This window comes from Kineococcus anabasis, from assembly GCF_054590795.1.
Map to the genome: position 1 here is coordinate 534432 of NZ_BAAIHU010000001.1, position 25824 is coordinate 560255.

Here is a 25824-nt window from a genome sequence, read left to right on the forward strand (position 1 = left end):
GCTTGGCCCGCGCGACGCCCGCCGTTCACGCCCCCGCGGACCGGCGCCCCGGATCAGCGCCGCCGCTCAGCGCCGCGGCGCCACCGCGGCGAGCACCCGCCGCACCACCTCGCGGGGGGCCAGGTCGTCCACGTCGAGCGCCACGGTGGCCAGCGCGTCGTGGACGGCGGTGCGCTGCGCGTGCAGCTCCGGCAGGCCGGGGCGCTGCAGCACCGGGCGCAGCGGGTCGCCCTGCAGGCGGCGCAGCGCCTCCGCCAGCCCCACCCTCAGGTGCACCACGGTGTGCCCGGCGAGCACCGCGCGGGTGGCGGGGCGCCCGCACGCACCCCCGCCGAGGGCGACCACCGCCTCGGGGCCGGCGAGGACGTCGGCGACGGCCTGCTGCTCCAGGTCGCGGAACGCCTCCTCGCCCTCGGCGGCGAAGATGTCGCGGATCGCCCGGCCGGCCCGTTCCTCCACGACGTGGTCGGTGTCGGTGAACGGCACGCCGAGGGCGGCGGCCAGCGCCCGCCCCACGGTGGTCTTGCCCGCGCCCATGAACCCGACGAGCACGATCACCAGCGGACCCCCTGCGCGGACGTGCCCGCGCGGTCGCCGGGCGGTACGGCCAGGAATCGTAACGGGCGGTGATGGTGCCCGGGGCCGGTGCGGGCCATGATGGGCGCGACCGGGCCGCGCGGCGACGCGCGGCGCCCTCGTGGGGGAGGTTCGATGGACAAGGTGGTGGGCTCGGCCGCGGAAGCGGTGGCGGGCATCGGTTCCGGCTCCAGCGTCGCGGTCGGGGGGTTCGGGCTCTGCGGCATCCCCAGCGTCCTCATCTCCGCGCTGCTGGAGCAGGGCGCGGACGACCTGACGGTGGTGTCCAACAACTGCGGCACCGACGGGCACGGCCTCGGCCTGCTGCTGGAGGCCCGCCGGATCCGGCGGATCGTGGCCTCCTACGTCGGGGAGAACAAGGAGTTCGCCCGCCAGTACCTCGCCGGGGAGCTGCACGTGGAGCTCACCCCGCAGGGCACCCTGGCGGAGAAACTGCGCGCGGGCGGGGCCGGGATCGGGGCGTTCTTCACCCCCACCGGGGTCGGCACCCTCGTCGCCGACGGCGGCCTGCCCTGGCGCTACGCCCCCGACGGCACGGTCGCGGCGGCCTCCCCCGCCAAGGAGGTCCGCGAGCTCGGCGGGCGCCGCATGGTGCTGGAGGAGGCCCTCACCTGCGACTACGCCCTCGTGCGGGCAGCCGTCGCCGACCGCGCCGGCAACGCCGTCTTCCACGCCGCGGCGCGCAACTTCAACGTCCCCGCCGCCACCGCCGGGCGCGTCACGGTCCTGGAGGCCGAGCGCGTCGTCGAGGTCGGCGAGCTCGACCCCGACGCCGTGCACCTGCCGGGCGTGTTCGTGCAGCAGGTCGTGGCCCTCACCCCCGAGCAGGCCGCCGCCAAGGACATCGAGCGGCGCACCGTCCGCACCCCGGAGGAGGAGTCCTGATGGGCTGGAGCCGCCAGCAGGTCGCCGCGCGCGCCGCCGCCGAGATCGAGGACGGGAACTACGTCAACCTCGGCATCGGCCTGCCCACCCTCGTGCCCGGGTTCCTGCCGCCCGGGGTGGACGTGGTGCTGCACTCGGAGAACGGGATCCTCGGCGTCGGCCCGTACCCCACCGAGGAGGAGGTGGACCCCGACCTCGTCAACGCCGGCAAGGAGACCGTCACCGTCGTGCCCGGCGCGGCGTACTTCGACTCCGCCACCAGTTTCGCGATGATCCGCGGCGGCCACGTCGACGTGGCGATCCTCGGGGCGCTGCAGGTCTCCGCGAACGGCGACCTCGCGAACTGGATGGTGCCCGGCTCGATGGTCAAGGGCATGGGCGGGGCGATGGACCTCGTCCACGGCGCCCGGCGCGTCGTGGTCGTCATGGAGCACGTCACGAAGAAGGGCGAGCCGAAGCTGCTGCCCGCCTGCACGCTGCCCCTCACCGGCCAGGGCGTCGTGCAGCGCGTCATCACCGACCTCGCCGTGGTGGACGCCGAGCCCGACCCGGCCGGCGGGCGGTTCCTCCTGCGCGAGCTCGCGCCCGGGGTGTCGCTGGAGGACGTGCAGCGGGCCACGGGCGCGGAACTGGTGGACGCGCGCTGAGGAGCGGGGGCGGCCGGCGGCGCCGGTGCCGCGGTCCGGCCTCACAGGCCCGGCAGGCCGTCCAGGCTGCTCGTGTTCTGCTGCGCCCGGTAGGCGTCCATCCCGCCCTCGCCCTTCTTCTCGGCGAACTGGCGCATCAGGTCGCGCTCGTCGGTGACGACGTCCATCACGGGCACGCCCCACCCGCACGAGTCGCTGACGCGCTCGACGTCGACCGTGATGACCGCGCGGGTGCTCGGGTGCGGCGGGTGCAGGGCCGCCACCTCCTCGAAGGCCGCGCTGCCGGGCAGGTGGACCTGCCCCCGCCCGTGCAGGCGAACGATGCGGGGGCGCTGGTCGAACGAGCAGAACATCAGGCAGATGCGGCCGTTCTCGCGCAGGTGCGCGATCGTCTCCACCCCGCTGCCCGTGAGGTCCACCCAGCCCACGCGGTGCGGGCCCAGGACGGAGAGGGAGTCCGCGCCCCGGGGTGAGACGTTGACGTGCCCGTCGGCAGCCAGCGGGGCGGTGGCGACGAACCACACCGGCTGCGCCTCGATCCAGCGCCGCAGCGTCCCGTCGATCGCCTCGAAGACCTTTCCCATGGCCGGAGCCTACCGACGTGCGGTGCCGACCCGTCTGGGTTTCCCGCGCACCGGGGTCCCGCGGGGGGGTCAGGCGGCGGTGAGGACCGTCTCCAGGGTGACCATGGGGCGGGAGTTCGCGAAGAACAGGCCCTGGGACCACTCGAAGTAGATGTCGCCGTTCGCCACGGCGTTGTCCGCCGTGCAGACGTTCTGCGTCAGGACGTAGCCGTGGATGGTCGCCCCCGCGCCTGAGGCCGCAGACATCTGAATGTCATCGCGTGCCGCGACCGCGCCCCCCCAGGTCGTGGCGCCGCTCAGGTCGATGCCGCGGCCGGACACCAGCACCGTGTCAGGAAGGTAGGCGCGCAGTTGCGCGAGCTGAACCTTGATGTCACCGAGGACTCCGGAGCAGGAGGAGGGGTTCGCCGCCTCGCTGAGGACGGTCTGCCGCTTCTGCCCCTTGCCGGGTCCGTGGTGGATGTCGACCTGGGCGTTGTACACGTAGTAGACGGCCTCGAGGGCTCCCGGGTCACCCTGACTCCAGGTCGGGGCTGGGCCGGCACCGCCACCGCCACCACCACCGCCACCGCCACCGCCGGGCGCCTGCCACGACCACGCCGTCGGGGTGGGCTCGATTGGTCCGGCGCACGGGGTGTCCGAGACCGGCTTGTGTGCCTTGCCGTCAGGGCACAGGTCGTACCAGAGGACACCCGGCGCCTGGCTGTAGCGCCGGTAGTACTCGCGCGGGTTCACCTCGGGCGCGATCTGCGGCGCGGCGTACTGCTTGACCGGCTCCAGCGTCGGCTTGGAGGGGCAAGCGTCGGTGCCCATCCCGGCCGTCCCCACCGCGCTCAGCGTGCCCTGGATGCAGACGCTGTGCGGCCCGAGCATCTGCACACCGTTCGTGTGGACATCGGCCGGGTGCACCGGGGCCAAGGAGCACGTGGACGAGTCCGTCTGGTCCACGGCACACACCCCGAAGTTGCCGCCCAGTTTGAGGTTCCCGGCGGTCAGCATCGCGTTTTCCGGGTCGTACAGCGGGAAGGCGTACTCGGCGATGACGACGCGGCCCTGCTCGGGCTGGGCGCCCACCGGCCAGCCGAGGGCGTACACGGTGCGGCTGTCGGCCGGGCGCAGCACCCGGTAGGTCCCGGCGGGGGTGTCGACGTCCCTGGTGGCGGGCAGCGCGAGCAGCGCCGAGCGCGCCCAGTCGCGCTGCGCGGCCTTGTTCCCGTCCCAGCCCTGGCGCGCGCTGAACGGCGCCGGGGCGGTGAGGGCCGCGGAGAACGCGGGGTCGCTGGTGGTGCCGGCGGCCGGGGTGCCGACCACCGCGAGGGCGGCCTGCACGCCGGCGCGGGCGGCGCGCTCGCCGGAGTCGCGGTCGAGGTGCGCCTTGGCGTCCTTGATGTCCTGCACCGCCATGAGGATGAACAGCGGCAGCAGCATCGCGGCGATGCCGAACACGGCGACGACCAGCAGCAGGGAGGAGCCCTCGTCGCCGCGCGGGGTGCGGGCGGTGGTGCCGTTGTTCGTCATCGGGCGTTCTCCAGGTCGACGGTCAGCAGGCGGGTGTCGGCGTCGCGCCTCGCGCCTGCCGCGGGGATCCAGGTGAGGGCGGCGCGGACCTGGTGGACGGCGCCGGTGGTGGTGCTGCGCAGGAAGGTGAAGGAGACCTCGGCGGTGTGCCCGGCGACGGCGACGCAGGACTGCGTGCCGCCCTCCGGCAGGCGGCAGAGCTGCCCGCCGGTCACGGCCCAGGCGATGCGCTCGGCGGGCTGCTGCACGTAGTCGGCGTTGCCGTCGAGCCACAGCCGCACCGAGGTGGCCGGGGCGACGGCGGCGGCCGCCGCCGGGGTCGCGTTCTCGTCGACGACCCCGGTGGAGGCCGCGGTGAGCGGCGCGCCCGCGGTGTCGAGGAGGACGCGGGCGTCGCGCAGGTCCCCGCTGAGCCGCTCGGTGGCGACGATGCCGGCGTCGAAGCGCTGGGTGCTGCTGGTGAGCTGCTCCCCCGCGCGCATCGTGCCGGTCATCACGGTGAGGCCGAGGACGCCGACGAGGATCGCGATGACGGCGGAGACCTGGAGCTCGACGAGGGTGATGCCCTCGTCGCCGGTCACGTCCGCGGTCGCGCGGCCCCGGGGGCTCACGGCGCCACCGTCACGGGCGTGGTGGCGGTGCGCCGCACGGTGGGGTCCGCGGTGGAGGTCATCGTCACCGTCACCGTGTACGTCGTGGTGGCGCCGGGCGCCGGGACCTGGAACGTCACCGCGGGCCTGGCGGTCTGGCCGCTCTCGTAGCCGAGGGTCGTCACGTCCCCGGAGGCGGTGGTGCTGCGGAACGCCGGGGACGGCGCGACACCGGCGCCGTCGTCCCTGTTCGCCCACGACGGGGTCACCGCGACGGCGGTGCCGGCCCGCGTGACCTGGGTGCTGAGGGTCCAGCTGTCGCGGTTGCCGTGGTTCTCGATGGACAGCGGAACCGTCACGGATCGCGGCGCCGGACCGGTGGCCGGGAGCACCTCGACGGGACCCGCGACCTGCCACAGCAGGCTGCTGGCGGTTCCGCGGGTGGTCTGCGCGATGAGCTGGCTGGCCCAGCGGCGGCGCTCCCGCCCGTCCTTCGTCCACGTCACCAGGGCGCTGTGCCGGACGCACGCGCACACGGCCGCGGGCGGCTGGGTGACGTACTGGCGCACCGTGTACGTGACGTTCTGCCGCGCCTCGGTGGTGGTGTGCGGCAGGTACGGGTCCGTCGCGGCGGCCGCGGCCGGCAGCAGGACCACGGCCTCGTCGCCGGGCAGGGCGCCGAGGGTGGCGCGGGGCGCGCCGGTGGCGGTGGTGACGTGCGGGTCCCCCGCGAGCTCGGAGTTCTTCAGGCGCAGCGCGAGCGGGGAGCCGGCGCGGGCGCTCTCGGTGGCGGCGCGCAGCAGGTCGGCGGCCTGCGCCTCGTCGCGCACGGCGCGGTCGGCGCGCACGGCCTGCACGAGGCCGGCGGTGACGACGGTGACGAGCAGCGCGCAGATCGCCAGGGAGACGATCGACTCCACGAGGGAGAATCCCGCGTCCGGGGCACCCTGGGCAGCGGCGGCGCGCGACGGCTGCGCTGCGCAGCGGCGGGTGCGTCGACCGGGCGACGCCGAGGGGGGGACCATGACCTCAGTGTCAGGAACCCCGGATCCCGGGGGAAGGGAAACCCACGCCGGTCAGCCGGGGGGCGTAACGATGCGCATCCGCGCTGCTCCGTCCCGGTGTCGCCCGGACGGGTGACGCTGACGGAACGTGGCTGCGCGGCGGGCGCGGAACCCCGGGGACGACGAAGGGCTCCCCCGGTGCGGGAGAGCCCTCCGTCGTCGTGGGACCGTTCGGTCAGCCGGCGCGCAGCACCGTCTCGGCGGTGACCCGCGGACGCGTGCTGCGCAGCAGCGTCGGGAACCGCTTGTAGATGATCTCGTTGCCCTGGAACGTGTTCGGGGCGACGTAGCCGCCGGTGACGTTGTCGGCGGAGCAGCGGTTCTGGGCGACGGCGTAGCCGACGATGCCCGGGGAGGAGCTGGTGTTCATGTCGATCCGCTCCTGCGCCGCGACGACACCGTCCACGGCCTCCGCCTGGGAGTGCAGCACCAGGTCGGCACCGGAGACGAGGGCGACACCGGGCAGCAGGGCGGTGAGCGTCATCCGCTTCACCTCCAGGTTCCCGTCACCGGTCTTGGGGCAGGCCAGGTTCCGGGTCGACTCGGTGATGACGGTCTGCCGGACGGAGGACTTCGTCCACAGCACCGCGTCGCCGCGGTAGACGTAGTAGATGCCCGACGGTGCCCCGGGCTCGCTCTGGGTCCACGTGCCACCGGCGTACCGCCAGTTGTCCATCCCGGGGGCGGTGGCGGCCGTGACCGTGGCGGGGTTGGCGCACGGGACACCGGTGGTGGCGGGGCGGTGGACCTTCCCGTCCGGGCACAGGTCGTACCACTGCTTCGCCCACGTCGGGGAGTACGTCTCGTAGAGGAACCGCGGGTCCACCGACGCGATCGCGCGCCGGGGCTGGTGGGAGGCCGCGGCGCCGAAGGTGGAGGAGCCGGAGGCGGTGACGGAGCCGGCGATGCTCACGCTGCTCGCGGTGCCGCTCTGGTGGCCGTTGGTGTGCACGTCCGCGGGGGCCGTGGTGCCCGGGGCCCTGCTGGTGACGAAGCTGCCGCTGAACTCCAGGTCGTGGTCGGTGAGCAGCGCGGCGGCCGGGTCGTAGGGGACGCTGGCGTACTCCGCGACGACGATCTTCCCGCTGTCGGGACCGGCGTCGAGGGGCCAGCCGAGCGCGTAGACGGTCGTGCCGAACTGCAGCACCCCGGCCGCGTCGACGCCGACGGGCGGGCGGATGACGCGGTAGCGCCCCACCGGCGTCGTCTGCGTGTACGCGTTCGGGACGGCCATGAGTGCCGCGCGCGCGAAGCGGTGCTCCCACGCCTTGCTGTCCCAGCCGTGCAGGCGCGACCAGTGGCCGGCGGTGCCGGTCGGCGCCTGGTCGGGCGTCGCCACGAGCGCGCCACCCGGTGGGGTCGTCGCACCCGCGGGAACCAGCGCTGTCGCCGAGGCGAGGACGGGGGTGACGCCGGCGAAGTACAGGGCGGTGCCCGCTGGCACGTGGTCGCCGTCCTCCTCCAGCGCGGCCATCACGGCCTGGATGCCGGAGCGGGCCGCGCGCTCACCGGAGTCGCGCTGCAGGTGCGCGCCGGCGTCCCTGACGTCCTGGACGACGACGAGGAACAGCACGGGCAGGAGCATCGCGACGATGCCGAAGACGCCGACGACCATGAGGAGGGAGGAACCCTCCTCACGCCGGGAGGCGGGCCGGGGGTTCGCTGCACTCATCGGGCGTTCTCCAGGTCGACGGTCCACAGGCGTTCGTCGGCCTCGCGGGTGCCGTGCCGCAGGGCCACGCGCACCTGGTGGATGCGCTGGGTCGAGGTGTTGCGGAGGAAGGTGAAGCCGAGCGTCGCGGGTTCCTGGGAGATGCTGACGCAGTGATCGGTCCCCCCCTCGGGGGTGCGGCACACCCGGCCGGCGACGAGCTTCCAGGTGATCCGCTCGGCGGGCTGCTGCTGGTAGTCGGCGTCGGTGTCCAGCCACACGGTCACCGAGCCCGTCGCCGGGGGCGTGGCGGGCAGCGCCGAGGCGCTGCCCGGGTCGTCCACGACCGCACCGGCGCTGGGTGCCAGCACGGCGCGGGCGTCCCGCAGGTCGGCGCTGAGCCGCTCGGTGACGATCATCCCGGCGTCGAACTGCTCCGTGGAGGCCATGACCTCGGTGTTGGAGCGCAGCGTGGTCGCGAGCGCGGTCGCCCCGAGGATGATCATGATGAGGCCGATGACCGAGCTCACGAGCAGCTCGACGAGGGTGATGCCCGCGTCGCCCCGGAGCTCCTCCGCGGGTGCGGCGCTCACGGGACGGTCACCTCGACGCCGAACTCCCGCGTCACGGTGGGGTCGACGACCGAGGCGCTGCGGATGGTCACCTGGTGGGTGCCCGCCTGGGCGAGGGTGAGTTCGAGGACCAGCCGGGACACGGCGCCGCTCTCGTAGGAGGCGGTGCGGCCGGTGTTCGCCACGCCGGGCAGGTCCCGGCTCATCAGCGAGCCGTTCGCGTCATCGTCCTCGTACCAGCGCACGGTGGCGACCGCGGGCCCACCGGTCCCGGCGACGGCCGCGGTGAGCGTCCACCGGTCGCGGTTGCCGTGGTTCCACAGCTGCAGGGGGATGCGCACGGTGCGGGACGCCGGGGCGGGGACCGCGCCGCCCTCCACGCCCAGCGACCAGTTCGAGGCGACACCGCGGTCGGTGTCGGCGATGAGGACGCTGGACCAGCGGCGCCGCTCGCGTCCCTCCTTCGTCCAGGAGGCGAGCACGCTGTAGCGGCGGCAGGCGCAGGAGGCGGGCTGCGTGACGTAGTGCCGCAGCGTGTACGTGGTGCTCTGCCGGGTGCTGGTCGTCGTGTGGGGGGTGTATCCGGCGCTGACGGCGGCGCTGGTGGGCACGAGCACGACCGGCTCCTCGACCGCGGCGTCCCCCACCCGGGCACGCGGGGCGCTGCCCCCCTGGACGAGCGGGTCCCCGGCGAGCTCGGCGCCGCGCAGGCGCAGCTCGGGGAAGGCGCGGGCCCGGGCCCGCTCGGTCTCCACGCGCAGCAGGTCGGCCGCCTGGGCGCCGTCGCGCGCCTCACGGTCCGTCTTGAGGCCGCCGATCAGCCCGCCGGCCAGGGAGGTGACCAGGACGGCGCAGATGCCCATGCTCATGACGGCCTCGACGAGGGAGAAACCCGCGTCGGCACCGTCGCGGGGGTCGTCGGGGCGGCCGTGGGGTCGCACGGCGGCGCTGCGCGTGCGGAGCCGGTGGCTCGGTGTGGCCTGGGTCATACGTCAGGTGTCGGTAGGACCGGAGCCACCTGAAGCACGGAGGGCGCGGGATCAGCCGTTGGGCCGATCCCGCGCCCCGGGCGCTACCGTCAGCGACGGGTTTCCGTGACCTTCCGGGTCGCCCACGTGTACACCAGCGAGCGGCCCTGGAAGTTCTGCCGCACACCGCCCTGCACGGGGTACTCGGCGCTCACCGGGTAGCCGAGGTAGCCCCGCTCCCACCCGGTGGAACCCCACGCGTCGCGGAGGGCGCCCTGGACGACGTGCGCGCCCGTGGCGGGGCTCCAGTAGATCGAACCGCCCTGGAAGGCGGTGAAGGCGCCACCGGGGAGGGCCGTCTCGCTGGTGACGGGGTAGCCGAGCCGGCCGTTCTCGTAGCCGGTGGTGCCGTAGGCCTCGAGGATCGCGCCGCGCAGGGCGTGCGCGCCGGTGCCCGGCGCCCAGTAGACGAGGCCGCCCTGGAATCGCTGGACGACACCGCCGCGCAGCGGCAGCTCCTCGGACGTGGGGTAGCCGAGCCAGACGTCAGCGCGGCGGCGGGGCTCGAAGGTGGTCACGCCACCGGTTCGGCTGAAGGCGCGCTCGTTCTGCGCCTGGATCATCTCGGCGAACCGGGCTCCGATCGCACCGCGGACCACCTGGGCGCCGGTGGCGGGGCTCCAGAAGATCGCCCCCCGTTCGAAGTGGCTCACGACACCGGCACGGGTGGGCAGGGAGCGGACGTTGACGGCGTCGACCGCGGCCGACAGCTCATTCGACACCGGCCAGCCGAGCGGGCCCCGCTCGGCGCCCGCCGCGTCATAGCGAGCCAGGATGGCACCCTGCACCCTTGCGGAGACACCGCTGCGCACGTACGTGGCCGAGCCGGCGGAGCGGGTGACGGAGTCGCCGCTGGTGACGGCCGCGACCGCGGCACCGACGTCGAGGGTGCCCGCACCGAAGCCGGGGCAGATACAGCCCGGCGCGGCGGTGCTGCGGAGCACCTCGGCCACCTCGGCCGGGGTGAGGGCCGGGTTCACCGACCGCACGAGCGCGGCGGCACCGGACACCTGCGCGGCCGAGAAGGACGTCCCCGTGACGGGCGCCGCGTCCGTGCCGACGCCCAGCTTCCAGCCGGGCGCGCTGAGGTCCACACCGGGGGTGTGGTTCTGCCAGGTCGCCGTCGCGGTCTTCGGGCTGGTGACCGACAGCACGCCGGGGTGTGCGGCCGGGAAGTGCTCCAGGTTTCCGCAGTTGGCCACCGCCTTGTCCTGGTCGGTGTCGCACTCGGCACCGTTGTTGCCCGCGGCGGCGACCACCACGACCCCGCGCCGCAGCGCCTCGTCCACGACAGCCTTCTCGACGAGGCTGTCCTCGCTGCCGCCGGCGGAGACGTTGACGACCGTCGCGCCCGCCTCCAGGGCCGCGGCGATCCCGCCGGCCACCGCCCCGGAGGTGCAGGCCGTGTCGTTGCACACGCGCACCGAGATCAGGTCCGCGCCGGGTGCGACGCCGGCGGCACCGACGCCGTTGTTGAGGCGACCAGCGACGAACCGGGCGACCTGGGTGCCGTGCACGCCGACCGCCGTTCCGGGTGCGAGGTCCACCGAGTCCACGACGACGTTGCGCACCAGGGCCGGGTTCGGCCCCAGGAGCTCGTCGTAGGACGCGGCGACCGGGCCGCGGAGCTCGGGATCGGTGGCGTCGACCCCCGTGTCCACGATGGCGATGCGCTGCCCGGTGCCGGTCGTGCGGTGCCACGCCGGGAAGGCGTTGACCGCCAGGAGGTTCGGTGCGCCCCGGAGCAGCGGGTCGGTGGTGACGAGCTCCGGCTTGTGGTGCGAGAGAAAACGGATTCTCGCGACGTCCGACGTGACGACGCGGTGCCGCAGGCGGGTGGCCGCGTGGTCCCTGTCGATGCCGGCGAGATCCAGTTGTTTTGCGAACACCCCGGACGCGGAGTTCAGTGCGGTCGCCCTCGCGTCGGGCCGTGTCCGGGCGTCCTCGAGGAGGGTGCGCAGCGCCTGGTTCTGCTGCTCCTGGGTCACGGTCTCCGTGGCCAGCGCGGCGGTCAGCTTGCGGACGGTGAGGAGCACCCGGTCGTGCGGGAGCGCCGCCTCGATCCCGGAACCGCACGCCCTGCCCGCCTGAGGGGCGGTGCTCTCCGGCACGCTGCAGATGAGCACGTCGAAGGTCGCCCGCTCGACGGCCGCCTGGGTGGGGGTGGGAGTCGGTGTGGCCGTCGTCGTAGGCGTGGGCGACGGGGTGGCGCCGGCCGCCACGGACACCGTCGGCCCCGCGAGGAGGCCGACGACGAGCGCGGCGACGGTCGCGCCGTGAACGGGCTTCAAACGTGTGGACACGAACGCTCCGCGGTGCTCGGCGGGCAGCGACGTCCGCTGCCCCGGGTGGTCGATGGGGTGCCGGTCGAACCGGCGGGGGAGAAGCACCGCAGTGCTCACGAGACGGCGGCATCACCGAGGTAGACGACGGTGTCGGTCGCCTGCAGCGGCGGGGTCGGGTGGCTCGACGTGGACACGACCTTGAGGTTGTGCACCCCGGCGACGGGCACGTCGAAGGATGCGGAGGCACCCGCGGTGACGGTGCGGCTCATGAGCAGCTTCTCGTCGCCGTACACGTCGATCGTGCCACGCAGTCCGGACGTGTTTCCGTCGCGGACCCCGACGGTGGCGGTGAAGCGCGTGTACCTCCCCGCCAAGTTCCAGGTGCGGTACTCGGAGTTGCGCGGGTCGGTGTCGAAGGAGGCGGAGCGCGGGTAGAAGACACCCTCGATCGTCGCGTGGTCGGACAGATACCGGGCGTTGCCCGTCGGCCACGGGAGCTGGTCGAGATACGTCTTCGCACCCGCCCCGCAGGAGGTCCTCTTCCGCGCGTCCTCGGTCAGGACCGCGTCGCCACCCACCGCGAACAGGCGCACCACGTCCAGCGCCTCGATCGTGAGGTTCACGGACTGCGGCACGCAGGCACGCGGTGTCAGCAGGAGCGGTGCCCCCATGCGCCCGGCGAAGGCGCCGGCGCTGATGGCGTCGGGCCAGCTCGTCCCGGACACGACGACGGCCTCGTCGGTGTCCTCCTCGTCGAAGAACGCGCGTGCGATCGCGACCGAAGTCTCGTAGCGGTCCCGGCCCTGGACGCGCACGACCTGCGCCCCGGTGGCCGCCAGCTCCTCGGCGACTGCCCCGGAGACGGCGCCGTCGCTGCCCAGGACGGTGATGCGCTCCGGGCGGAGGTCGGCCAGGGCGGCCGACGTGGCGGCGGGCACCCCGTCGCGGGTCACGAGCAGGACGGGGGCGTCGAGCTTGGCGGCGGCCGCCGCCCCGGCCAGGGCGTCGGGGTAGGTGGTCCCCGTGGCGACGACGACGTGCCGCGCCCCGTTCGGGTACCCGAAGCGGGCCACGTCCGCGGCCGTCTCGAACCGGTCCTGCCCCCCCAGGCGGGAGATCCGCGCACGGGTGTTCTGCTGCAGCCAGGTCGCGATGTCGGGTCCGAGGACGCCCTCACCACCGACCAACACGATGTTCGGGTGGTAGGTCAGGCGCTGGCGGACGTCCGCCGTCAGCTGCCCGCGCGGGGAGAGGTAGACGTTGGCGCCCATGGACCCGGCGACGGCCCCTGCGGTGAGCCCGTCGGGGAAGTCCTGACCCGTCACGACGAAAGCCGTCTGCAGCGGGTAGTCCTCCAGGACCAGGGACGTGAGGTACCGGTCGGTGCCGTACCGCTGGTCGGCGCGGATGGGCGTCGCCCCGGCGGGAACGGCCACGGCACCCGCCACCGCGGCGGCGAGGATGCCGGCAGCTGCGGCGCGCAGGCCGCGGCGGACCGTCGAGCGGGACATGGGAACCTCCGGCGACGTCGGGGAAATGTGCGCGGTCACGTCCGCGGTGAGGTCAGTACGAGACACCATCGGTCTCACCCGCCCCGACGGCGCCCTGGTAGACGACTCCGTCGGCGTCCGTGAAGGACGTGGTGGGCCGCGGCTTTCCGGTGACGTCCCCGGCGCTCTTCAGGACGAGCGGGGTGCCGGGAACCTGCTCGCCGATGCTCACGATGACCGACCTCTCCCGGTTGACCTGGATGAGCCAGTCCTTCTCGCTGCGCATGCCGACCACGCGCACGGTGCCCTTCGTGTCTCCCATGGCGGCGGCGGGGACGGCCTTGCCCTGGGGCACGAACCACTCCTGCGGAACTCCCCGGTTGGAGGTGATCCACGCCTGGCCGCCGACGTCCTTCTGGAACGTGATGTCGGCCGGGTACAGGACGGTGCCGTCCTGGATGAGGACCGACCAGCCTGAGTGGCCCCAGTTGTTCCCCTCGGGCAGCGGCATCGGGGCCACCGCGAAGTTCGTCGGGTACTTGCTCTCGGGCTTCAGCCCGGTGTAGACGTACGTCGAGATTTCAAACGGCGGCGCCGTCGAGCGCGACGGCGTGGGGGTCGGGGCCGGCGCGGGCGCAGCAGGCTTGGGCGGAGCCGGCTTGGGCGTCGCCGGCGCCGGCTTGGGTGCGGCGGGGACCGGCAGGGCCACCGGCGGCGCCACGGGGGGCGCCACCGGGGCTGCCTTGCTCGGCGCGGCGGTCGGCAGCGAGGGCACGGGCACGACCACGGCCGGGTTCGTGCTGGTGGCGGGCGCGGGTGCCACGGCGGCGGGGCTCGGGTCCACGGTGCTGGCGAACAGGTCGCGCTTGCTGACGACGAATCCCGCTCCCGCCAGGTCCGGGGACGTGGTGGGGACGACGACCGGCGGGACGACGCGCGTGCCGGGGTTGAACGCCTCGGCCGTGGCGGCCGGAGGGGTGCTCAGCCACACGAAGCCGAGCGCGCCGCCGCCGACGACGGCGAGCACGGTGACGCCGGCCAGGAGGCTGCGGGAGGAGGCGCGGCGGGCGCCGCGGGCGGCGCCGTGGAACGCCGACAGGTCGGGACCCGGCTCCGCGTCCCCGGCGGGGAACTCCTCGTTCATCAGCTCACCGTCTCGGTGCTCGGGGCCGCGTCGGCGGCGGGTGCGGTCGTGGCAGGGGCGGTCGTGGCGGGCTGCGCGGGCGCGGCGGCCTCGTCACGCAGGACGAAGATCTTCCCGGTGATGGTGGTGTCCACCTCGCCGGGCACGTTCCCGCCCGCGGTGACGGACAGGTTGTCGATGAGCAGGAAGCGGCGCATGTCGGCCTGGAGGTTCTTGAGGAACAGCTCCGTCTCGGCGAAGGTCCCCGCGCTGGTGACGGTCAGCGGGACCGCGTACAGGCCGGCCGCCACCGCGGTGCCGGTGGCCTGGGCCGGGTCGGTGCCCGTGGGCACGAACGGCGTCGCCGTGCCGGGCGTGACGCCGGTCAGGGTGGCACCGGAGGACGCCGCGTAGCCCTCGAGCTGGCGCAGCAGCGCCGGCACCTCGGCGTCGGCGGGCATCTGCGCGCGCACCTCGGCGAGCTTGGCCCGCTGCGCGTCCAGCGTCTCGAACTGCGCCTTGAGCTGCGCGGTGCGGGTGCGGATCATCGCGTTGTTGCTCTCCACCTGCACGCGCTGGTCGGCGAGGTCCGCCGCCTGCGTGCGCATCGGGGAGATGAGGAGCATCCAGGCGCCCAGCAGGACCAGCACACCGACGGCGGCCGTACCGGCGATCCATGCCCCGCTCTTGGAGATGGTCATGTCGTCGTTCCTCGCGTCGTCTCGGTGCTCACCGCTGCTGCTGCAGGGCGGCGTCGGTGAGGGTGGCCTTGGTGCTGAAGGTGATGGCGCCGGTGGCGGCATCGAGGCTCGACCCGTTCAGCGCCGGGGAGGTGATGCCCGGGATGGTGGCGAGCTGCTCCATCCACGTCGCCACCGTGTCCTGGCTGCGGGTCTTGCCGCTGACCTCCACGGTGCCCACACCGGGCACGGCCAGCGGGTCCGCGGTGGCCGCGACGCCGGCGACGGCGGGGGTGACGGCGAAGGTGAGCGTCGTGAGGTCCAGCCCGGCGGGCGCACGCGTCGCCAGGGCGTCGAGGTAGCCGTACCAGGCGACGTCGTAGGCGGCCGCCTCCAGCTGCATCCGGGTGACCGCCTCGGTCTGCTCGATGACCTTCGGGGCCTCCGCGTAGGGGGCCTGCTCGGCCATCAGGGGCGCGGTCCTGGCCCGCTCCGCCTCCAGCGCCTCCTCCGCGCGGGTGACGTGCCCGGCGGTGAGGGCGTAGGCGGCGCCGGAGAGGCCGACGACGCCGAGCAGGGCGGCGGCGAGGCCGCGCTGCAGGCGCTTGAACCGGCGGGCCTCCCCGATCTCCGGGGGCAGCAGGTCGACGCGCGCCACGGCCCGGCGGACGGTGAGGGCGTCGAGGGTCTGGATGCTCATGCGATCACTCCGAGGGCGAGGCCGACCGGCACCGCGGCGAGGGGCTGGACGTGGCGGAGCTGCTCGTCGTCCAGGCCGGTGCGGCCCAGGTGCAGCGGGGACAGCACGTCACCGGCGACGACGTCGAGGCGGGTCATCTCGACGAGGCGGTCCGAGAGGCCGTCGAGCTGGGAGCCGCCCCCGGACAGGACGATGCGCTCCACCGGGAACCCGGGGTGGGAGGCGGCGTAGTAGGCGAGGGAACCGCGGATCTCGTCGGCGAACTCGTCGACGGCGGCGTCGGCGGCCAGCCAGGCGGCCTCCAGGTCGGCCTGGTCGATGTCGTCGACGGCGTGCCGCTTGACGCCCTCGGCGTAGGCGGAGGGGATCCCGAGGCGCTCCGCGATGGCGTCGGTGACGTCCTGACCGCCCATGAGGAGGATGCGCACGAAGCGGGGGACGCCGCCGGAGTGCACGACGAGGTTGCTGACGCGGGTGCCGACGTCGACGAGCGCCTCGGTGGCCACGTCGGCGTGGGTGCGCCCGACGGAGCGCAGCACCGCGAAGGAGGTGAGGTCCACGGACGTCACGCGCAGGCCCGCGGCCTCGACGGCGGTGACGTTGGACATCACCATGCTGCGGGCGGCGGCGACGAGCAGGCCGCGCAGCTGCCGGCCGGAACCCTCGTCGACCTCGTCGGTGACGTGGAAGTCCAGGACGCAGTCCTCGACGGGGAAGGGCAGGAAGCTCTGCACCTGCAGCGGCAGGGCGTCCTTGAACTCCGCGGGCGGCAGGTACGGCAGGTCCACCTGGCGCACGATGACGCGCTGGTTGGCGACGCCGAGGGCGACGTCCTTGCGCTTGAACCCGCTGCCCTTCCAGAGCGCCTGGACGGCCTCGACGACGACGGGGACGTCGACGACCTCGCCGTCCTGGACGGCACCGGGGGGCAGCGCCACCTGGCCGAAGCGCTCCAGGGTGATGCCGTGCTTGCCGTAGGAGAGCTCGGCGGCGCGCACTCCCGACGTCCCGATGTCGAGACCGATGGCGGTGCGTCCGGGCACGTCGCCTCCCTCGTCGTGGTGAGCCGGTCACGGCTCGGGTGGTTGTCCTCCCCAAGCACATCGGGCGGCCCCGGGGGCACCTTGAGCGCCCGGGACCGCCCGATCGGCGGGGTCCACCACACGGATGGGTGCGTCAGCCGGGCGCCCCGAGGCCGACGAGACCGAGGTACCACTGCGCGACCGGCGCGGCGACGAACAGGGCGGCCAGGGCGCCGACGAGCATGTACGGGCCGAACGGGATGCGGGACTTGCGCCCCGCGCGCCCGCGCAGCATCAGGGCGGCACCGACGACGCCGCCGAGGACGAAGGCGGAGAACCCGCCGACGGCGAGCGCGTCCCAGCCCCACCAGCCCAGGTACAGGCCGAGCACCCCGGCCAGCTTCACGTCGCCCAGGCCCATGCCCCCGGTGAACCACAGCGCGGCGTAGACGAGGAACAGCACCCCGCAGCCCACGGCGGCGCGGCCGAGCGCGGCCCAGTCCCCGGTGCCGGCGCTGGCGAGCAGCAGCAGCACCACCGCGACGGCGTAGGAGGGCAGCACGATCGGGTCGGGCAGCCGGCGCACGTCCAGGTCGATGAGCGCCAGGGCCACCGCGATCGCCGCCAGGTACAGGTACGCCGGCAGCGCCCAGGACGGGCCCACGGCCCACGTCACCGCGGCGAACAGCACCCCCGTCCCGAGCTCCACGAGGGGGTACCGGGCGCTGATCGGCGCGGCGCAGTCCCGGCAGCGGCCGCGCAGCAGCAGCCAGGACAGCACCGGCACGTTGTCGCGGCGGCGCACGGCCGAGCCGCAGCCGGGGCAGCGGCTCGCGGGGCGCACCACCGACTCCCCCCTCGGGACGCGGTGCACGACCACGTTGAGGAAGGAGCCGATGAGGCAGCCCAGGACGGCTGCGGCGGCGAGCAGGACGGACGTCATCGGTCGGTCACCTTCTCGACGTACCAGGGCGAGGACTCGGGCCGGATGAAGTACGGCGGCGGGTTCGCCGGCAGGCGCGGGTCGTACGTGTAGTTCTTCAGGTAGCCGTGGCTGAAGGCGCCACCGCTGTAGTCGGCGACGCGGCCGCGGTACTTCTGCGTCATGGAGCCGCGGATGGTGAGCTTGGTGTTCGGGTTGGAGGCGTTCGGTGACAGGCTGGCGCCCAGCTCCCAGTTCTGCACGAGGATGCTGGCCCTCAGCGCGAGGAGGGCCGCGTCCACCCGGTAGAAGGTCGTGAAGCCGGGATGGTTGGTCCCGCCGCCGGCAGTGCTGCTGACCGGGTGGTAGATCCACACGTTGCGGTTCCCGATCAGCCCGAGCACGTCGGAGCCCTCGATGTCCGGGGTCGACGGGTTGTCGCCGGCGTAGCGGATGTCCCCGGTCACGATGATGTCGTTGCCGGCGGCGATCGTCAGGCGGCCGCCGAAGCGGCCGGAGTTCGCCGGGTCGCCCTGCACGTAGACGTCGCCGGTCTGGCAGGCGAAGTCCGGGGTGTGCGGGCCGTTGGTGGCCTCGCCGACCAGGGGGTACCCCACGCGGCTGGTGCCGTCGGTGGCGCTGCCCCCGCACGTGGTGGTGTCGGCCACGTAGACGACCTCGGGGACCGGGACGCTGTCGCCCGGGGTCGTGCCGAGGCAGTTCCGCCTGGCGTTGGCCACCGTGCGCACCGTGCTCGGGCTCCACACCTGCATGGTCCCGTCCGCCCGCAGGGTGATCTTCGTCGCGCCCCGGTAGGTGCAGCCCTTCTCCGAGTTGGCCACGCTCAGCAGGGCTGAGTTGTCCTGCGGCATGACGATCGGAGCCGCGTACCTCGGCTGGTTCGGCGACAGGTTCGAGTTGTAGCCGCCCCACCAGCGGCGGCCGTTCGCCGGGTTGTAGTTCCACGACGTCTCGGTCTTGGGGCTCATGAAGCTGACCGGGCCGATCAGCTGGATGGAGTCGTTCGTGTGCAGCGGGCCGTTGATCACGTCGCCGGGGATGAACGGGATGTCGGCGCACTGGACGGAGACCTTCTCGCCGACGAACTCCGTGCCGGTGTACCGGGACAGCGGGCCGCCGCCCGTGCTGGACCACAGTTGCCGGCCGTTCACGAGGGGGTTGACCTCGTAGACGTCCACCGACGGGTACGGCCTGCCGGTGTAGTGGTACTTCGCGCACTCCCGCTGGACCACCGTCGGGTCGGGGTAGTACTCGACGCCGTCCTTGGACCTGTGCAGGTTGGGGCTGCCGGCGCCGCCGTTGGAGCTGGCGAACGCGCGCGGTGCCTTGGCGTACGCCTCGGGCGTCTCCGTCTCCAGGTCCGTGACGTAGATGTAGTTGAGGAAGCTGTCCGGCTTGAGGTTGGCGATGACGGTGCGCTGCTCGGTGCCGGCGCTGTTCTCGGCGTAGCCGGTGACCTTCAGGCGGATGGTGAGCGAGGTGGGGACCTCCGCCTCGTTCAGCACCTCGTAGCGGAAGCTCTCCCCGGTGGTGGCGCTGCCGGGGACCGCGGCGCCGCGCGGCCGGTTGGCCGCCGTGGCGGCCTCGTTGCCGGTGTCGGCGTCGGCCCGCTGGTAGTACGTCTCGTCCCCGTTCAGCCGGGACACGAAGTCGTCGACGCCCGCCTGCGCGGCCGCGAGGGCCCGCCGGGAGTCGGCCTCGTCGCGGGTCGGCTGGATGGTGCGCACCGCCAGGCCGAGGGCGGTGAAGGCGAGCACGGTGGCGAGCATCATGACGCCGACGGAGACGACGAGGGCCGCCCCCTCGTCGGCGCGGGCGCGCAGCGGGGTTCTCACGAGCGTCTCCCCTGGTCGAGGGCGTTGACGAGCGTCACGTGCGAGTCGACGGTGCTCACGGCGGCGGCGGACCTCAGGACGAGCCGCACACCGACGTGGTCGACGTCCTGCAGGTCGGCGAGGCCCAGCGTCGCCCCGGGGGCCCCGAGCGCCACCGGCTCGACGAGACCCTGGGACGCCGTGGCGTCCAGCGGCTCGGGCATCGTGAAGTAGGAGAAGAGGTTCGCGTTGGCGGTGTCGCCGAACGCGAGGCACCGGGTGCGGGCCGAGGCCGTGGGGAACGTCCAGTACTTCACGCTCCCCGACACGACCTCGCCCGCCGGCACGGTCGTCTCCTGCAGGCACCTCCGGCCGGTGTTCCAGCCGTAGGTGACGCGGGTGGGACGCGGGTCGGCGTCGGAGGTCGCGAGGCTGGCGTAGAAGGTGATCGTGGAGGGCGTGGCCACGGTGAGGGCCTGCTCGACCTGCCCGTCGGGCGTCGCCTGCGGGATCCGGCCGGAGGCGTCGGCCGGCGCCAGCGGCTCGGCGACCCGCAGGGTCTGGGTCATCGTCGACACGGCGATGCGGGCGTCCGCGGCGCTGGACTGCTTGGCGCTGACGAAGGCGGTGGTCCGCAGGGTGCCGAGCAGCAGGGTGGCGACCATGACGAGCAGCGCACCGCTGACCGCCATACCGACGACCAGCTCGACCGCGCTGAACCCGCCGTCGCGGGAGGGCCGGGGGGCGCTCACGGTGCGACCGCCTGGACGGCCGCGGGGTTGACGACGCCGGCGGTCACGGTGAAGGGGGCGCCCTGCGCCCCGCCGTTGGCGCTCACCGTCCACGACCCGTCGGGCAGGGCGATGAAGGCGTCGCCGGCGGCGTTCGCGGTGAACGTCAGCTGGGGGTTGCTGAGGCAGCCGAGCGCCAGCGCGGTGGGGGCCGGTGAGGCGACCACGCTCGCACCCGGCACGGCGAGGGTCCCCTTGCGCACGGACACCTTGACGGCACCGAGCGGCAGGTCGACGCCGGCGGCGGCACCCGCGGTGACCAGGGCCGACGGGACGGCGCCGGGCGTGACCGGCTGCGTCGTACCGCAGGAGCCGCCCCACACCCGGTAGGCGTTGATGCTGTCGGGGAAGAGGTCGGGGACGACCCGGGTGGGGCTGGTGCCCGGGGTGGTGCAGGGCCCGCCGGTGCCGGGGCACGGCTCGTACTTGCGGGTCGAGCCCGCGGTCCACAGGTTGTAGCCGGCGGTCAGCTGCAGCGCCGCGGGGACCTGGACGGCCGGCACGACGCCGAGGGCGGCGGGCGCCGGGCCCGGGGGCGGCACCGGGCGCACGGCGAGGGAGCCGGGGCGGTCGTAGCGGAAGGTCAGCCGCGTCACCTTGCTGGGATCGATCCGGAACGGCCCGCTGCTCACGGCGCGGGTGCCGTCGAGGCCCACGTACCCGGGCTGGTCGACACCGGCGGTGTAGAGCTTCGCGGCGCTGAGCTCGGTGAACACCGCGCACCCGTCGGAGCCGGTGGTGGTGGAGGCGCCGAGCGGCGCGAGGGTGACCCGCACCCCGGGGACGGGCTGCTGGTTCCCGCCGGTCACGGAGATCGCGGCGACACCGCCGATGCCGAGCGACTTGACGGTGTCGGCCCGCACGGGCTGCCCGCTGCGGCGACCGGGCCAGTCCACGACGACGCGGACGCGCTTGTAGCTGACGGACTCGCTGGCGGCGGTGCAGAGGCTCGCCTCGGAGCTGCTCGCCACCACGGAGACGTCCCGCTCGACGCTGTAGCGGGTGCCGTCCTGGGTGGTGTGCTCCGCACCGTCGCGGGGGTCGACGTAGACGGTGGTGCGCCCGGGCTGGAGGTCGAGGCCGCGCTGGGCGCGGAACGTCTCGATCTGCGTGGTGGCGATGGCGGCCGCGGCGGTGCGGTCGGCGCTGGTGCGGCTCACGTCCATCGACTGCACGAGGACGGCGGCGACGCCGAGGGCGAGGATCCCGGTGACGACCATGGCGATGACGGCCTCGAGGAGGGAGAAACCCTCGTCGCGCTCGTGCATGCTGGTCATCTCCCCTCCCAGGTCGTCTGTGGCTCGGACGTTGCGGACGAACGGCTGGAGGGGCGCCACCGCAGTGGCGCCCCTCCAGGTCAGGTCATCAGACCGGCGACGTCGCGCTGGCGCAGGTGCCGTTCTCCAGGCCGTTCTGCGCGGAGTAGCGGTAGGTCTTCTGCGAGCCTGCGTTGTTGATGACGTCGACGCACCAGGCGGCGGCGGTCCACGCGGTGGTGGTCCGCTGGCCGAGGGCGACGTTCGCGCTGGCCTTGCCGAGGTCGATCGCGGTGGCGCCGGCGCCAGCCGGGGTCAGGGTGTAGCGGCCGTTCTGGGCACCGCTCGTGCCGATCGCCAGGGTGGCCGGAGCCGCGGTGTTGTCGACGAAGTAGGTCGCGATCTCCTTGCCGACGCTGGAGACGTCGGCCTTGGCCGCGGAGTCCTGCGCCTTGGCGCGCTGGGACAGGAAGACCGGGACGGCGATCGCGGCGAGGATGCCGATGATGATCATGACGACGAGGAGCTCGATCAGGGTGAAACCCTGGTCCTTCTCGTCGAGGGACTTGCGGATGCGAGCGAGCATGAGCTCTCCCCTTCGGTGAGACGGTGAGCCGCTCGCGCATCGCGCACCGGGTGGTGTGGCGGCTCTTGTACCTAGTTCATCGGCGTTCCCGCGGCGGGCTTTAGGACTTGTGCCACCCCTTTCCCACCGGGACCACGTGGCGGGGTTCACGGCGCGCGCGCGGGAACGGCCGCGGCCCCCGCACCGGTGGGTGCGGGGGCCGTGGGCAGGGCCGGCTGCCGTCAGTTGATGAGCTCGAACACCCCGAAGATGGGCAGGTACATGGCGATGATCATGGCGCCGATGATGCCGCCGAGGACGGCGATCATGAGGGGCTCGATGATGCTCGTGAGGGCCTCCGTCGTCGCCTCGACCTCCTGGTCGTAGAAGTCGGAGATCTTGTGCAGCATGCTGTCCAGGGCACCGGTGTCCTCACCGACGGACATCATCTGCACCACCATCGGCGGGAAGATGGCGTGCTCCGCCAGCGGCCCGGAGAGGGAGTTGCCGGAGCGGACGCTCTCCATCACGGCGGTCGTCGCCCGCTGGATCACCACGTTGCCCGACGCGCCGCCGACGATGTCGAGGCTCTGCAGGATCGGCACGCCCGAGCGCATCATCGTGCCCAGGTTCCGGGTGAACCGGCTCAGCGCGATCTTCTGCACGAGGATCCCGAAGACCGGCATCTTCAGCTTCAGCGGGTCCACGACACCGCGGACACGGTCCTTGTGCTTCACCCGCTGCCACACGAAAGCCGCCACGATGCCGGCGACCACACCGACGGGGGCGGCGACCTTCATGGCACCGGAGAGCCACATGAGGATCTTCGTCGGCAGCGGCAGTTCCCCACCGAGCTCGGTGAACATGTTCGCGAACACCGGCACGATGAACAGCAGCATGCCCGTGACCGCCAGGATGGCGATGACGAACACCACGACCGGGTACGTCATCGCCGACTTGATCTTGGCCTTGAGCTTGACCTCGGCCTCGAAGTTGTCCGCGACCTGCACCAGCACGGTGTCGAGGAAACCGCCGACCTCGCCGGCCCGCACCATGTTGACCATCAGCGGCGGGAAGACGTCGACGTGCTTGGCCATCGACACCGACAGCGACGAGCCGCTCTCGACCTCCGAGCGGATGGTCCGCAGGGTCTCGCCGAGCTTCTTGCTCTCCGTCTGCTCGGCGAGGATGCTCAGCGCCTTGATGAGGGTCAGGCCGCTGGAGACCATCGTCGCGAACTGCCGCGCCATGAGCGCCAGTTCCTTCAGCTTCACCCGGTTCGACCCGGGCAGGCTGAGCTCCATCTGCAGCCCGGTGCCGGCCTTCGTCTCCGAGACCTTCACCGGGGTCAGCCCCTGGCTGACGAGCTTCTGCGCGGCGGAGGAGGCGTCACCGGCGTCGAGGTTCCCCTTGACGGCCTTGCCGGCCCGGTCCCGCGCGGTGTACTCGAACGTCTTCGACCCGCTGTTCTTCGTGGCGGTCGCCATCAGCTTTTCCGGACCTCTCAGCCGTGGCCGGCGAGCCGGCGGAACTCGTCGGGGGCGTGGCACTTCTCCAGGCCCGCCTCGAAGGTGATCTGGCGGGTGCGCACCAGCTCGGCCAGGTGCTGGTCGAGGGTGTGCATGCCGTGCGCCGCACCGGCCTGCATGGCCGAGTGGATCTGGTGGGTCTTGCCCTCGCGGATCAGGTTGCGGATCGCGGGGGTGGCCACCATGACCTCCGTCGCCACGACGCGGCCCTTGCCGTCGGCGCGCTTGACGAGCGTCTGGCACACGACGCCCTGGATCGCGCCCGCGAGCTGCACGCGGATCTGCTGCTGCTGGTTCGCGGGGAACACGTCGATGACGCGGTCGATGGTCTGCGCGGCGTCCTGGGTGTGCAGGGTGCCGAACACCAGGTGACCGGTCTCGGCGGCGCTGAGGGCCACGTGGATCGTCTCCAGGTCGCGCATCTCGCCGACGAGGATGATGTCCGGGTCCTGGCGCAGCACGTGCTTCAGCGCGCTGGCGAAGGACTTCGTGTCCTCCCCCACCTCGCGCTGGTTCACGACGCAGTTCTTGTGCTTGTGCAGGAACTCGATCGGGTCCTCGACGGTCATGATGTGGTCGCGGCGGGTGCGGTTCGCCAGGTCGACCACGGACGCCAGGGTCGTGGACTTGCCGGAACCGGTGGGGCCGGTGACGAGGACGAAACCGCGCGGCAGGGAGGCGAAGCCGCCCACGACCGGCGGGACGCCGAGGTCCTCCAGCGGCTTGATCTCGTAGGGGATGCGGCGGAACGCGGCGCCGAGGGACTCGCGCTGGCGGTACACGTTGACGCGGAAGCGGGAGCGGCCCGGCAGCGTGTACGCGAAGTCCAGCTCCAGGTTCGACTCGAACGTCTGGCGCTGCTTGCCGGTCATCATCGCGTAGAGCATCGCCTGGATGTCCGCGGGCTTGAGGGCCTCGAAACCGTCGAGGGGGTGCAGGTCGCCGGAGCGGCGCACCATCGGGGGCACGCCCACGGTGATGTGCGTGTCGGAGGCACCGACGTCGAGGGCGGCGGCGAGGATCTCGTTGACGCGCGGGCCCTGCTGGGCGTCCGGCGCGGCGGCCGCCACGGGGACGGCCACGGGCGCCGGGGCGGCGACGGGACCGGCGACGGCGGCGGGCGGGGCGAGCAGCGGCATGGTCGCCGGCTGCGTGGCCGCAGCAGGGCTCACCGCGACCGGCACGGACACCGGCACGGGCACCGGCTGCACGGCGGCGGGCTGCACGGCGGCGGGCTGCACGGGGGCGGGGGCCTGCTGCGCCGCGAGCAGCGACGCCACGTCCGCCAGGGCGGGCTGCGCCTCGGCCGCGGGCTCCTGCACGCCCCGCTGGCTCAGGCGCATGCTGGCCACCCGGTCGCGGGCGCTGAGGTGCTGCGACGAGTCGGTCAAGACGGTCCCCCTCGAGGCACGGTGCCGCCTGTCGGCACCTCAGGGGACCCATCGGCCGGAGAAGCGCCCGGCTTTAGCCCGGACGGCTCAGCCGGCCCCGCCCCGGGCCGCCTGCGGTGCCTGCTGCGCAGCCTGCCCCGGCGCCTGCTCCTGCTTCTGCGCCTGCTCGGGGGAGCCGCCGGGGGCCGGTCCGTCCGCCGCCGCCCGCGCGGCCTCCTCGCGCGCCGCCAGCGCCGCCAGGCCCGCCGCGCGCATCGCCTCCACGGGCGGCTCCAGGCCCGTCATGAGCCGCACCTGCGCCGCCGCCTGGTGCAGCAGCATCTCGAAGCCGCCGACGACCTGACCGCCCCACGCCCTCGCCAGCGGCGTCGGCCACGGCGCGTACACCACGTCCACCAGCAGCGGCCACCACGCTGGCCCCGGTCCCGCCAGCAGCTCCGCCGCCACCGCCTCCGAGCCGCCCACCGGCACCGTGGAGACCACGACCTCCGCGGCGGCCGCCACGGGCAGCTCGCTCCACGGCAGCACCCGCACCCGGCCCGCCAGGCGCGCCGCCACCGCCTCCAGCTCCTCCGCGCGCCGCTCGCTGCGCACCACCGCCACCGGCTCCGGGCAGCCCAGGCGCAGCAGCGCCACCAGCGCCGAGCGCGCCGTCGCGCCACCGCCCACCACGACCGCCCGGCGCAGGCCCCGCTCCACCAGGTGCGGCGCGGCCTCCCGCACCGCCACCACCAGGCCCTCGACGTCGGTGTTGTCCGCCCGCAACCGCACCCCGCGCCGCCCCGGCACACCGCGCCGGTCCAGGCGCGGCCGCACCACCACCGTGTTCACCGACCCCACCGCGCGCGCGAAGTCCGTCACCTCGTCCACCAGGGGGACGATGACCTCCTTCAGCGGCATCGTCAGCGACAGGCCCGCCCACGAGCCGTCCAGGGCGTCCACCACGGCGGGCAGGCGCTCCTCGTCGACCTCCAGCAGGTCGTAGGACCAGCCCCGCAGGCCCAGCGCCTCGTATGCGGCGGTGTGCAGGACCGGCGACAGCGAGTGGCGGATCGGGGAGCCGCAGACCGCGGCCCTCACCGCCCACCCGCCGCGGACA

General features: G+C 73.7%; 24 protein-coding genes. 2 read left to right on the forward strand and 22 right to left on the reverse strand.

The features are described 5' to 3' along the window. Positions 1-66: 66 nt before the first annotated feature. Entirely contained in the window at positions 67-558 is a 492-nt protein-coding gene (locus ACYQBY_RS02425) for a shikimate kinase (protein WP_459642200.1), read from the reverse strand. A gap of 153 nt (positions 559-711) precedes the next feature. Here ACYQBY_RS02425 and ACYQBY_RS02430 point away from each other — a divergent pair, with 153 nt between their 5' ends. Together ACYQBY_RS02430 and ACYQBY_RS02435 are read left to right on the forward strand one after the other, a co-directional pair. Next, positions 712-1482, forward strand: a complete 771-nt coding sequence (locus ACYQBY_RS02430) for a CoA transferase subunit A (protein WP_459642201.1) — start codon at positions 712-714, stop codon at positions 1480-1482. Beyond that, a complete protein-coding gene (locus tag ACYQBY_RS02435; RefSeq protein WP_459642202.1) occupies positions 1482-2129 on the forward strand; it encodes a 3-oxoacid CoA-transferase subunit B in 648 nt (215 codons plus the stop codon). Before ACYQBY_RS02430 ends, ACYQBY_RS02435 begins: the two co-directional genes overlap by 1 nt. 41 nt (positions 2130-2170) lie before the next feature. Here ACYQBY_RS02435 and ACYQBY_RS02440 read toward each other — a convergent pair whose 3' ends face one another. The 21 genes from ACYQBY_RS02440 to ACYQBY_RS02540 form a co-directional block, all read right to left on the reverse strand. Next, entirely contained in the window at positions 2171-2713 is a 543-nt protein-coding gene (locus ACYQBY_RS02440) for a pyridoxamine 5'-phosphate oxidase family protein (protein ID WP_459642203.1), read from the reverse strand. A 69-nt stretch (positions 2714-2782) separates the two neighbouring features. Continuing rightward, positions 2783-4231 carry a hypothetical protein gene (locus ACYQBY_RS02445; protein WP_459642204.1) on the reverse strand — a complete coding sequence of 483 codons (1449 nt, stop codon included), beginning with the start codon at positions 4229-4231 and terminating at the stop codon, positions 2783-2785. Further along, positions 4228-4842, reverse strand: coding sequence for a hypothetical protein (locus ACYQBY_RS02450; protein ID WP_459642205.1), 615 nt, complete (start codon positions 4840-4842; stop codon positions 4228-4230). Before ACYQBY_RS02450 ends, ACYQBY_RS02445 begins: the two co-directional genes overlap by 4 nt. Then, entirely contained in the window at positions 4839-5741 is a 903-nt protein-coding gene (locus ACYQBY_RS02455; protein ID WP_459642206.1) for a hypothetical protein, read from the reverse strand. The genes ACYQBY_RS02450 and ACYQBY_RS02455 overlap by 4 nt, the downstream gene beginning before the upstream one ends. Before the next feature lie 319 nt (positions 5742-6060). Further along, complete coding sequence (locus ACYQBY_RS02460) at positions 6061-7557, reverse strand: hypothetical protein (RefSeq protein WP_459642207.1); 1497 nt, start codon at positions 7555-7557, stop codon at positions 6061-6063. After that, entirely contained in the window at positions 7554-8129 is a 576-nt protein-coding gene (locus ACYQBY_RS02465) for a PilW family protein (RefSeq protein ID WP_459642208.1), read from the reverse strand. The genes ACYQBY_RS02460 and ACYQBY_RS02465 overlap by 4 nt, the downstream gene beginning before the upstream one ends. Beyond that, positions 8126-9049 (reverse strand): type IV pilus modification PilV family protein, encoded by a 924-nt coding sequence (locus tag ACYQBY_RS02470; protein WP_459642209.1) that lies wholly within the window; start codon positions 9047-9049, stop codon positions 8126-8128. The genes ACYQBY_RS02465 and ACYQBY_RS02470 overlap by 4 nt, the downstream gene beginning before the upstream one ends. A gap of 137 nt (positions 9050-9186) precedes the next feature. Next, the gene (locus tag ACYQBY_RS02475) at positions 9187-11439 is read right to left on the reverse strand and encodes a S8 family serine peptidase (protein WP_459642210.1); all 2253 of its coding nucleotides are present in this window, start codon (positions 11437-11439) and stop codon (positions 9187-9189) included. 95 nt (positions 11440-11534) lie between these two features. Further along, positions 11535-12932, reverse strand: coding sequence for a cell wall-binding repeat-containing protein (locus ACYQBY_RS02480; RefSeq protein ID WP_459642211.1), 1398 nt, complete (start codon positions 12930-12932; stop codon positions 11535-11537). Positions 12933-12984: 52 nt separating this feature from the next. Then, on the reverse strand, positions 12985-14055 hold the full coding sequence (locus tag ACYQBY_RS02485; RefSeq protein WP_459642212.1) for a hypothetical protein: 1071 nt from the start codon (positions 14053-14055) through the stop codon (positions 12985-12987). Next, positions 14055-14735: a type IV pilus inner membrane component PilO gene (locus ACYQBY_RS02490; protein WP_459642213.1), complete on the reverse strand. Its 681-nt coding sequence runs from the start codon at positions 14733-14735 to the stop codon at positions 14055-14057. Before ACYQBY_RS02490 ends, ACYQBY_RS02485 begins: the two co-directional genes overlap by 1 nt. A gap of 28 nt (positions 14736-14763) precedes the next feature. Further along, the gene (locus ACYQBY_RS02495) at positions 14764-15414 is read right to left on the reverse strand and encodes a PilN domain-containing protein (protein WP_459642214.1); all 651 of its coding nucleotides are present in this window, start codon (positions 15412-15414) and stop codon (positions 14764-14766) included. Continuing rightward, positions 15411-16457 carry a type IV pilus assembly protein PilM gene (gene pilM, locus ACYQBY_RS02500; RefSeq protein WP_459642215.1) on the reverse strand — a complete coding sequence of 349 codons (1047 nt, stop codon included), beginning with the start codon at positions 16455-16457 and terminating at the stop codon, positions 15411-15413. Before pilM ends, ACYQBY_RS02495 begins: the two co-directional genes overlap by 4 nt. A 133-nt stretch (positions 16458-16590) precedes the next feature. Beyond that, entirely contained in the window at positions 16591-17379 is a 789-nt protein-coding gene (locus tag ACYQBY_RS02505) for a prepilin peptidase (RefSeq protein ID WP_459642216.1), read from the reverse strand. Continuing rightward, a complete protein-coding gene (locus tag ACYQBY_RS02510) occupies positions 17376-19214 on the reverse strand; it encodes a hypothetical protein (RefSeq protein WP_459642217.1) in 1839 nt (612 codons plus the stop codon). Before ACYQBY_RS02510 ends, ACYQBY_RS02505 begins: the two co-directional genes overlap by 4 nt. Next, entirely contained in the window at positions 19211-19945 is a 735-nt protein-coding gene (locus ACYQBY_RS02515) for a PulJ/GspJ family protein (protein ID WP_459642218.1), read from the reverse strand. Before ACYQBY_RS02515 ends, ACYQBY_RS02510 begins: the two co-directional genes overlap by 4 nt. Next, complete coding sequence (locus ACYQBY_RS02520; RefSeq protein WP_459642219.1) at positions 19942-21261, reverse strand: type IV pilus modification PilV family protein; 1320 nt, start codon at positions 21259-21261, stop codon at positions 19942-19944. Before ACYQBY_RS02520 ends, ACYQBY_RS02515 begins: the two co-directional genes overlap by 4 nt. An 88-nt stretch (positions 21262-21349) precedes the next feature. Then, entirely contained in the window at positions 21350-21826 is a 477-nt protein-coding gene (locus tag ACYQBY_RS02525) for a type II secretion system protein (RefSeq protein WP_459642220.1), read from the reverse strand. A gap of 221 nt (positions 21827-22047) precedes the next feature. Then, entirely contained in the window at positions 22048-23292 is a 1245-nt protein-coding gene (locus ACYQBY_RS02530; protein WP_459642221.1) for a type II secretion system F family protein, read from the reverse strand. 17 nt (positions 23293-23309) lie between these two features. Continuing rightward, positions 23310-24725, reverse strand: coding sequence for a type IV pilus twitching motility protein PilT (locus tag ACYQBY_RS02535; protein WP_459642222.1), 1416 nt, complete (start codon positions 24723-24725; stop codon positions 23310-23312). Between the two features lie 87 nt (positions 24726-24812). Beyond that, complete coding sequence (locus tag ACYQBY_RS02540; RefSeq protein WP_459642223.1) at positions 24813-25805, reverse strand: shikimate dehydrogenase; 993 nt, start codon at positions 25803-25805, stop codon at positions 24813-24815. Between the last annotated feature and the right edge of the window lie 19 nt (positions 25806-25824).

Coding starts and splice junctions, on each gene's coding strand:
- ACYQBY_RS02430 (WP_459642201.1), top strand. CDS start 712: ATGGACAAGGTGGTGGGCTCGGCCGCGGAAGCGGTGGCGGGCATCGGT.
- ACYQBY_RS02460 (WP_459642207.1), bottom strand. CDS start 7,557: ATGAGTGCAGCGAACCCCCGGCCCGCCTCCCGGCGTGAGGAGGGTTCC.
- ACYQBY_RS02520 (WP_459642219.1), bottom strand. CDS start 21,261: ATGACCAGCATGCACGAGCGCGACGAGGGTTTCTCCCTCCTCGAGGCC.
- ACYQBY_RS02505 (WP_459642216.1), bottom strand. CDS start 17,379: ATGACGTCCGTCCTGCTCGCCGCCGCAGCCGTCCTGGGCTGCCTCATC.
- ACYQBY_RS02525 (WP_459642220.1), bottom strand. CDS start 21,826: ATGCTCGCTCGCATCCGCAAGTCCCTCGACGAGAAGGACCAGGGTTTC.
- ACYQBY_RS02480 (WP_459642211.1), bottom strand. CDS start 12,932: ATGTCCCGCTCGACGGTCCGCCGCGGCCTGCGCGCCGCAGCTGCCGGC.
- ACYQBY_RS02440 (WP_459642203.1), bottom strand. CDS start 2,713: ATGGGAAAGGTCTTCGAGGCGATCGACGGGACGCTGCGGCGCTGGATC.
- ACYQBY_RS02530 (WP_459642221.1), bottom strand. CDS start 23,292: ATGGCGACCGCCACGAAGAACAGCGGGTCGAAGACGTTCGAGTACACC.
- ACYQBY_RS02445 (WP_459642204.1), bottom strand. CDS start 4,231: ATGACGAACAACGGCACCACCGCCCGCACCCCGCGCGGCGACGAGGGC.
- ACYQBY_RS02490 (WP_459642213.1), bottom strand. CDS start 14,735: ATGACCATCTCCAAGAGCGGGGCATGGATCGCCGGTACGGCCGCCGTC.
- ACYQBY_RS02495 (WP_459642214.1), bottom strand. CDS start 15,414: ATGAGCATCCAGACCCTCGACGCCCTCACCGTCCGCCGGGCCGTGGCG.
- ACYQBY_RS02435 (WP_459642202.1), top strand. CDS start 1,482: ATGGGCTGGAGCCGCCAGCAGGTCGCCGCGCGCGCCGCCGCCGAGATC.
- ACYQBY_RS02485 (WP_459642212.1), bottom strand. CDS start 14,055: ATGAACGAGGAGTTCCCCGCCGGGGACGCGGAGCCGGGTCCCGACCTG.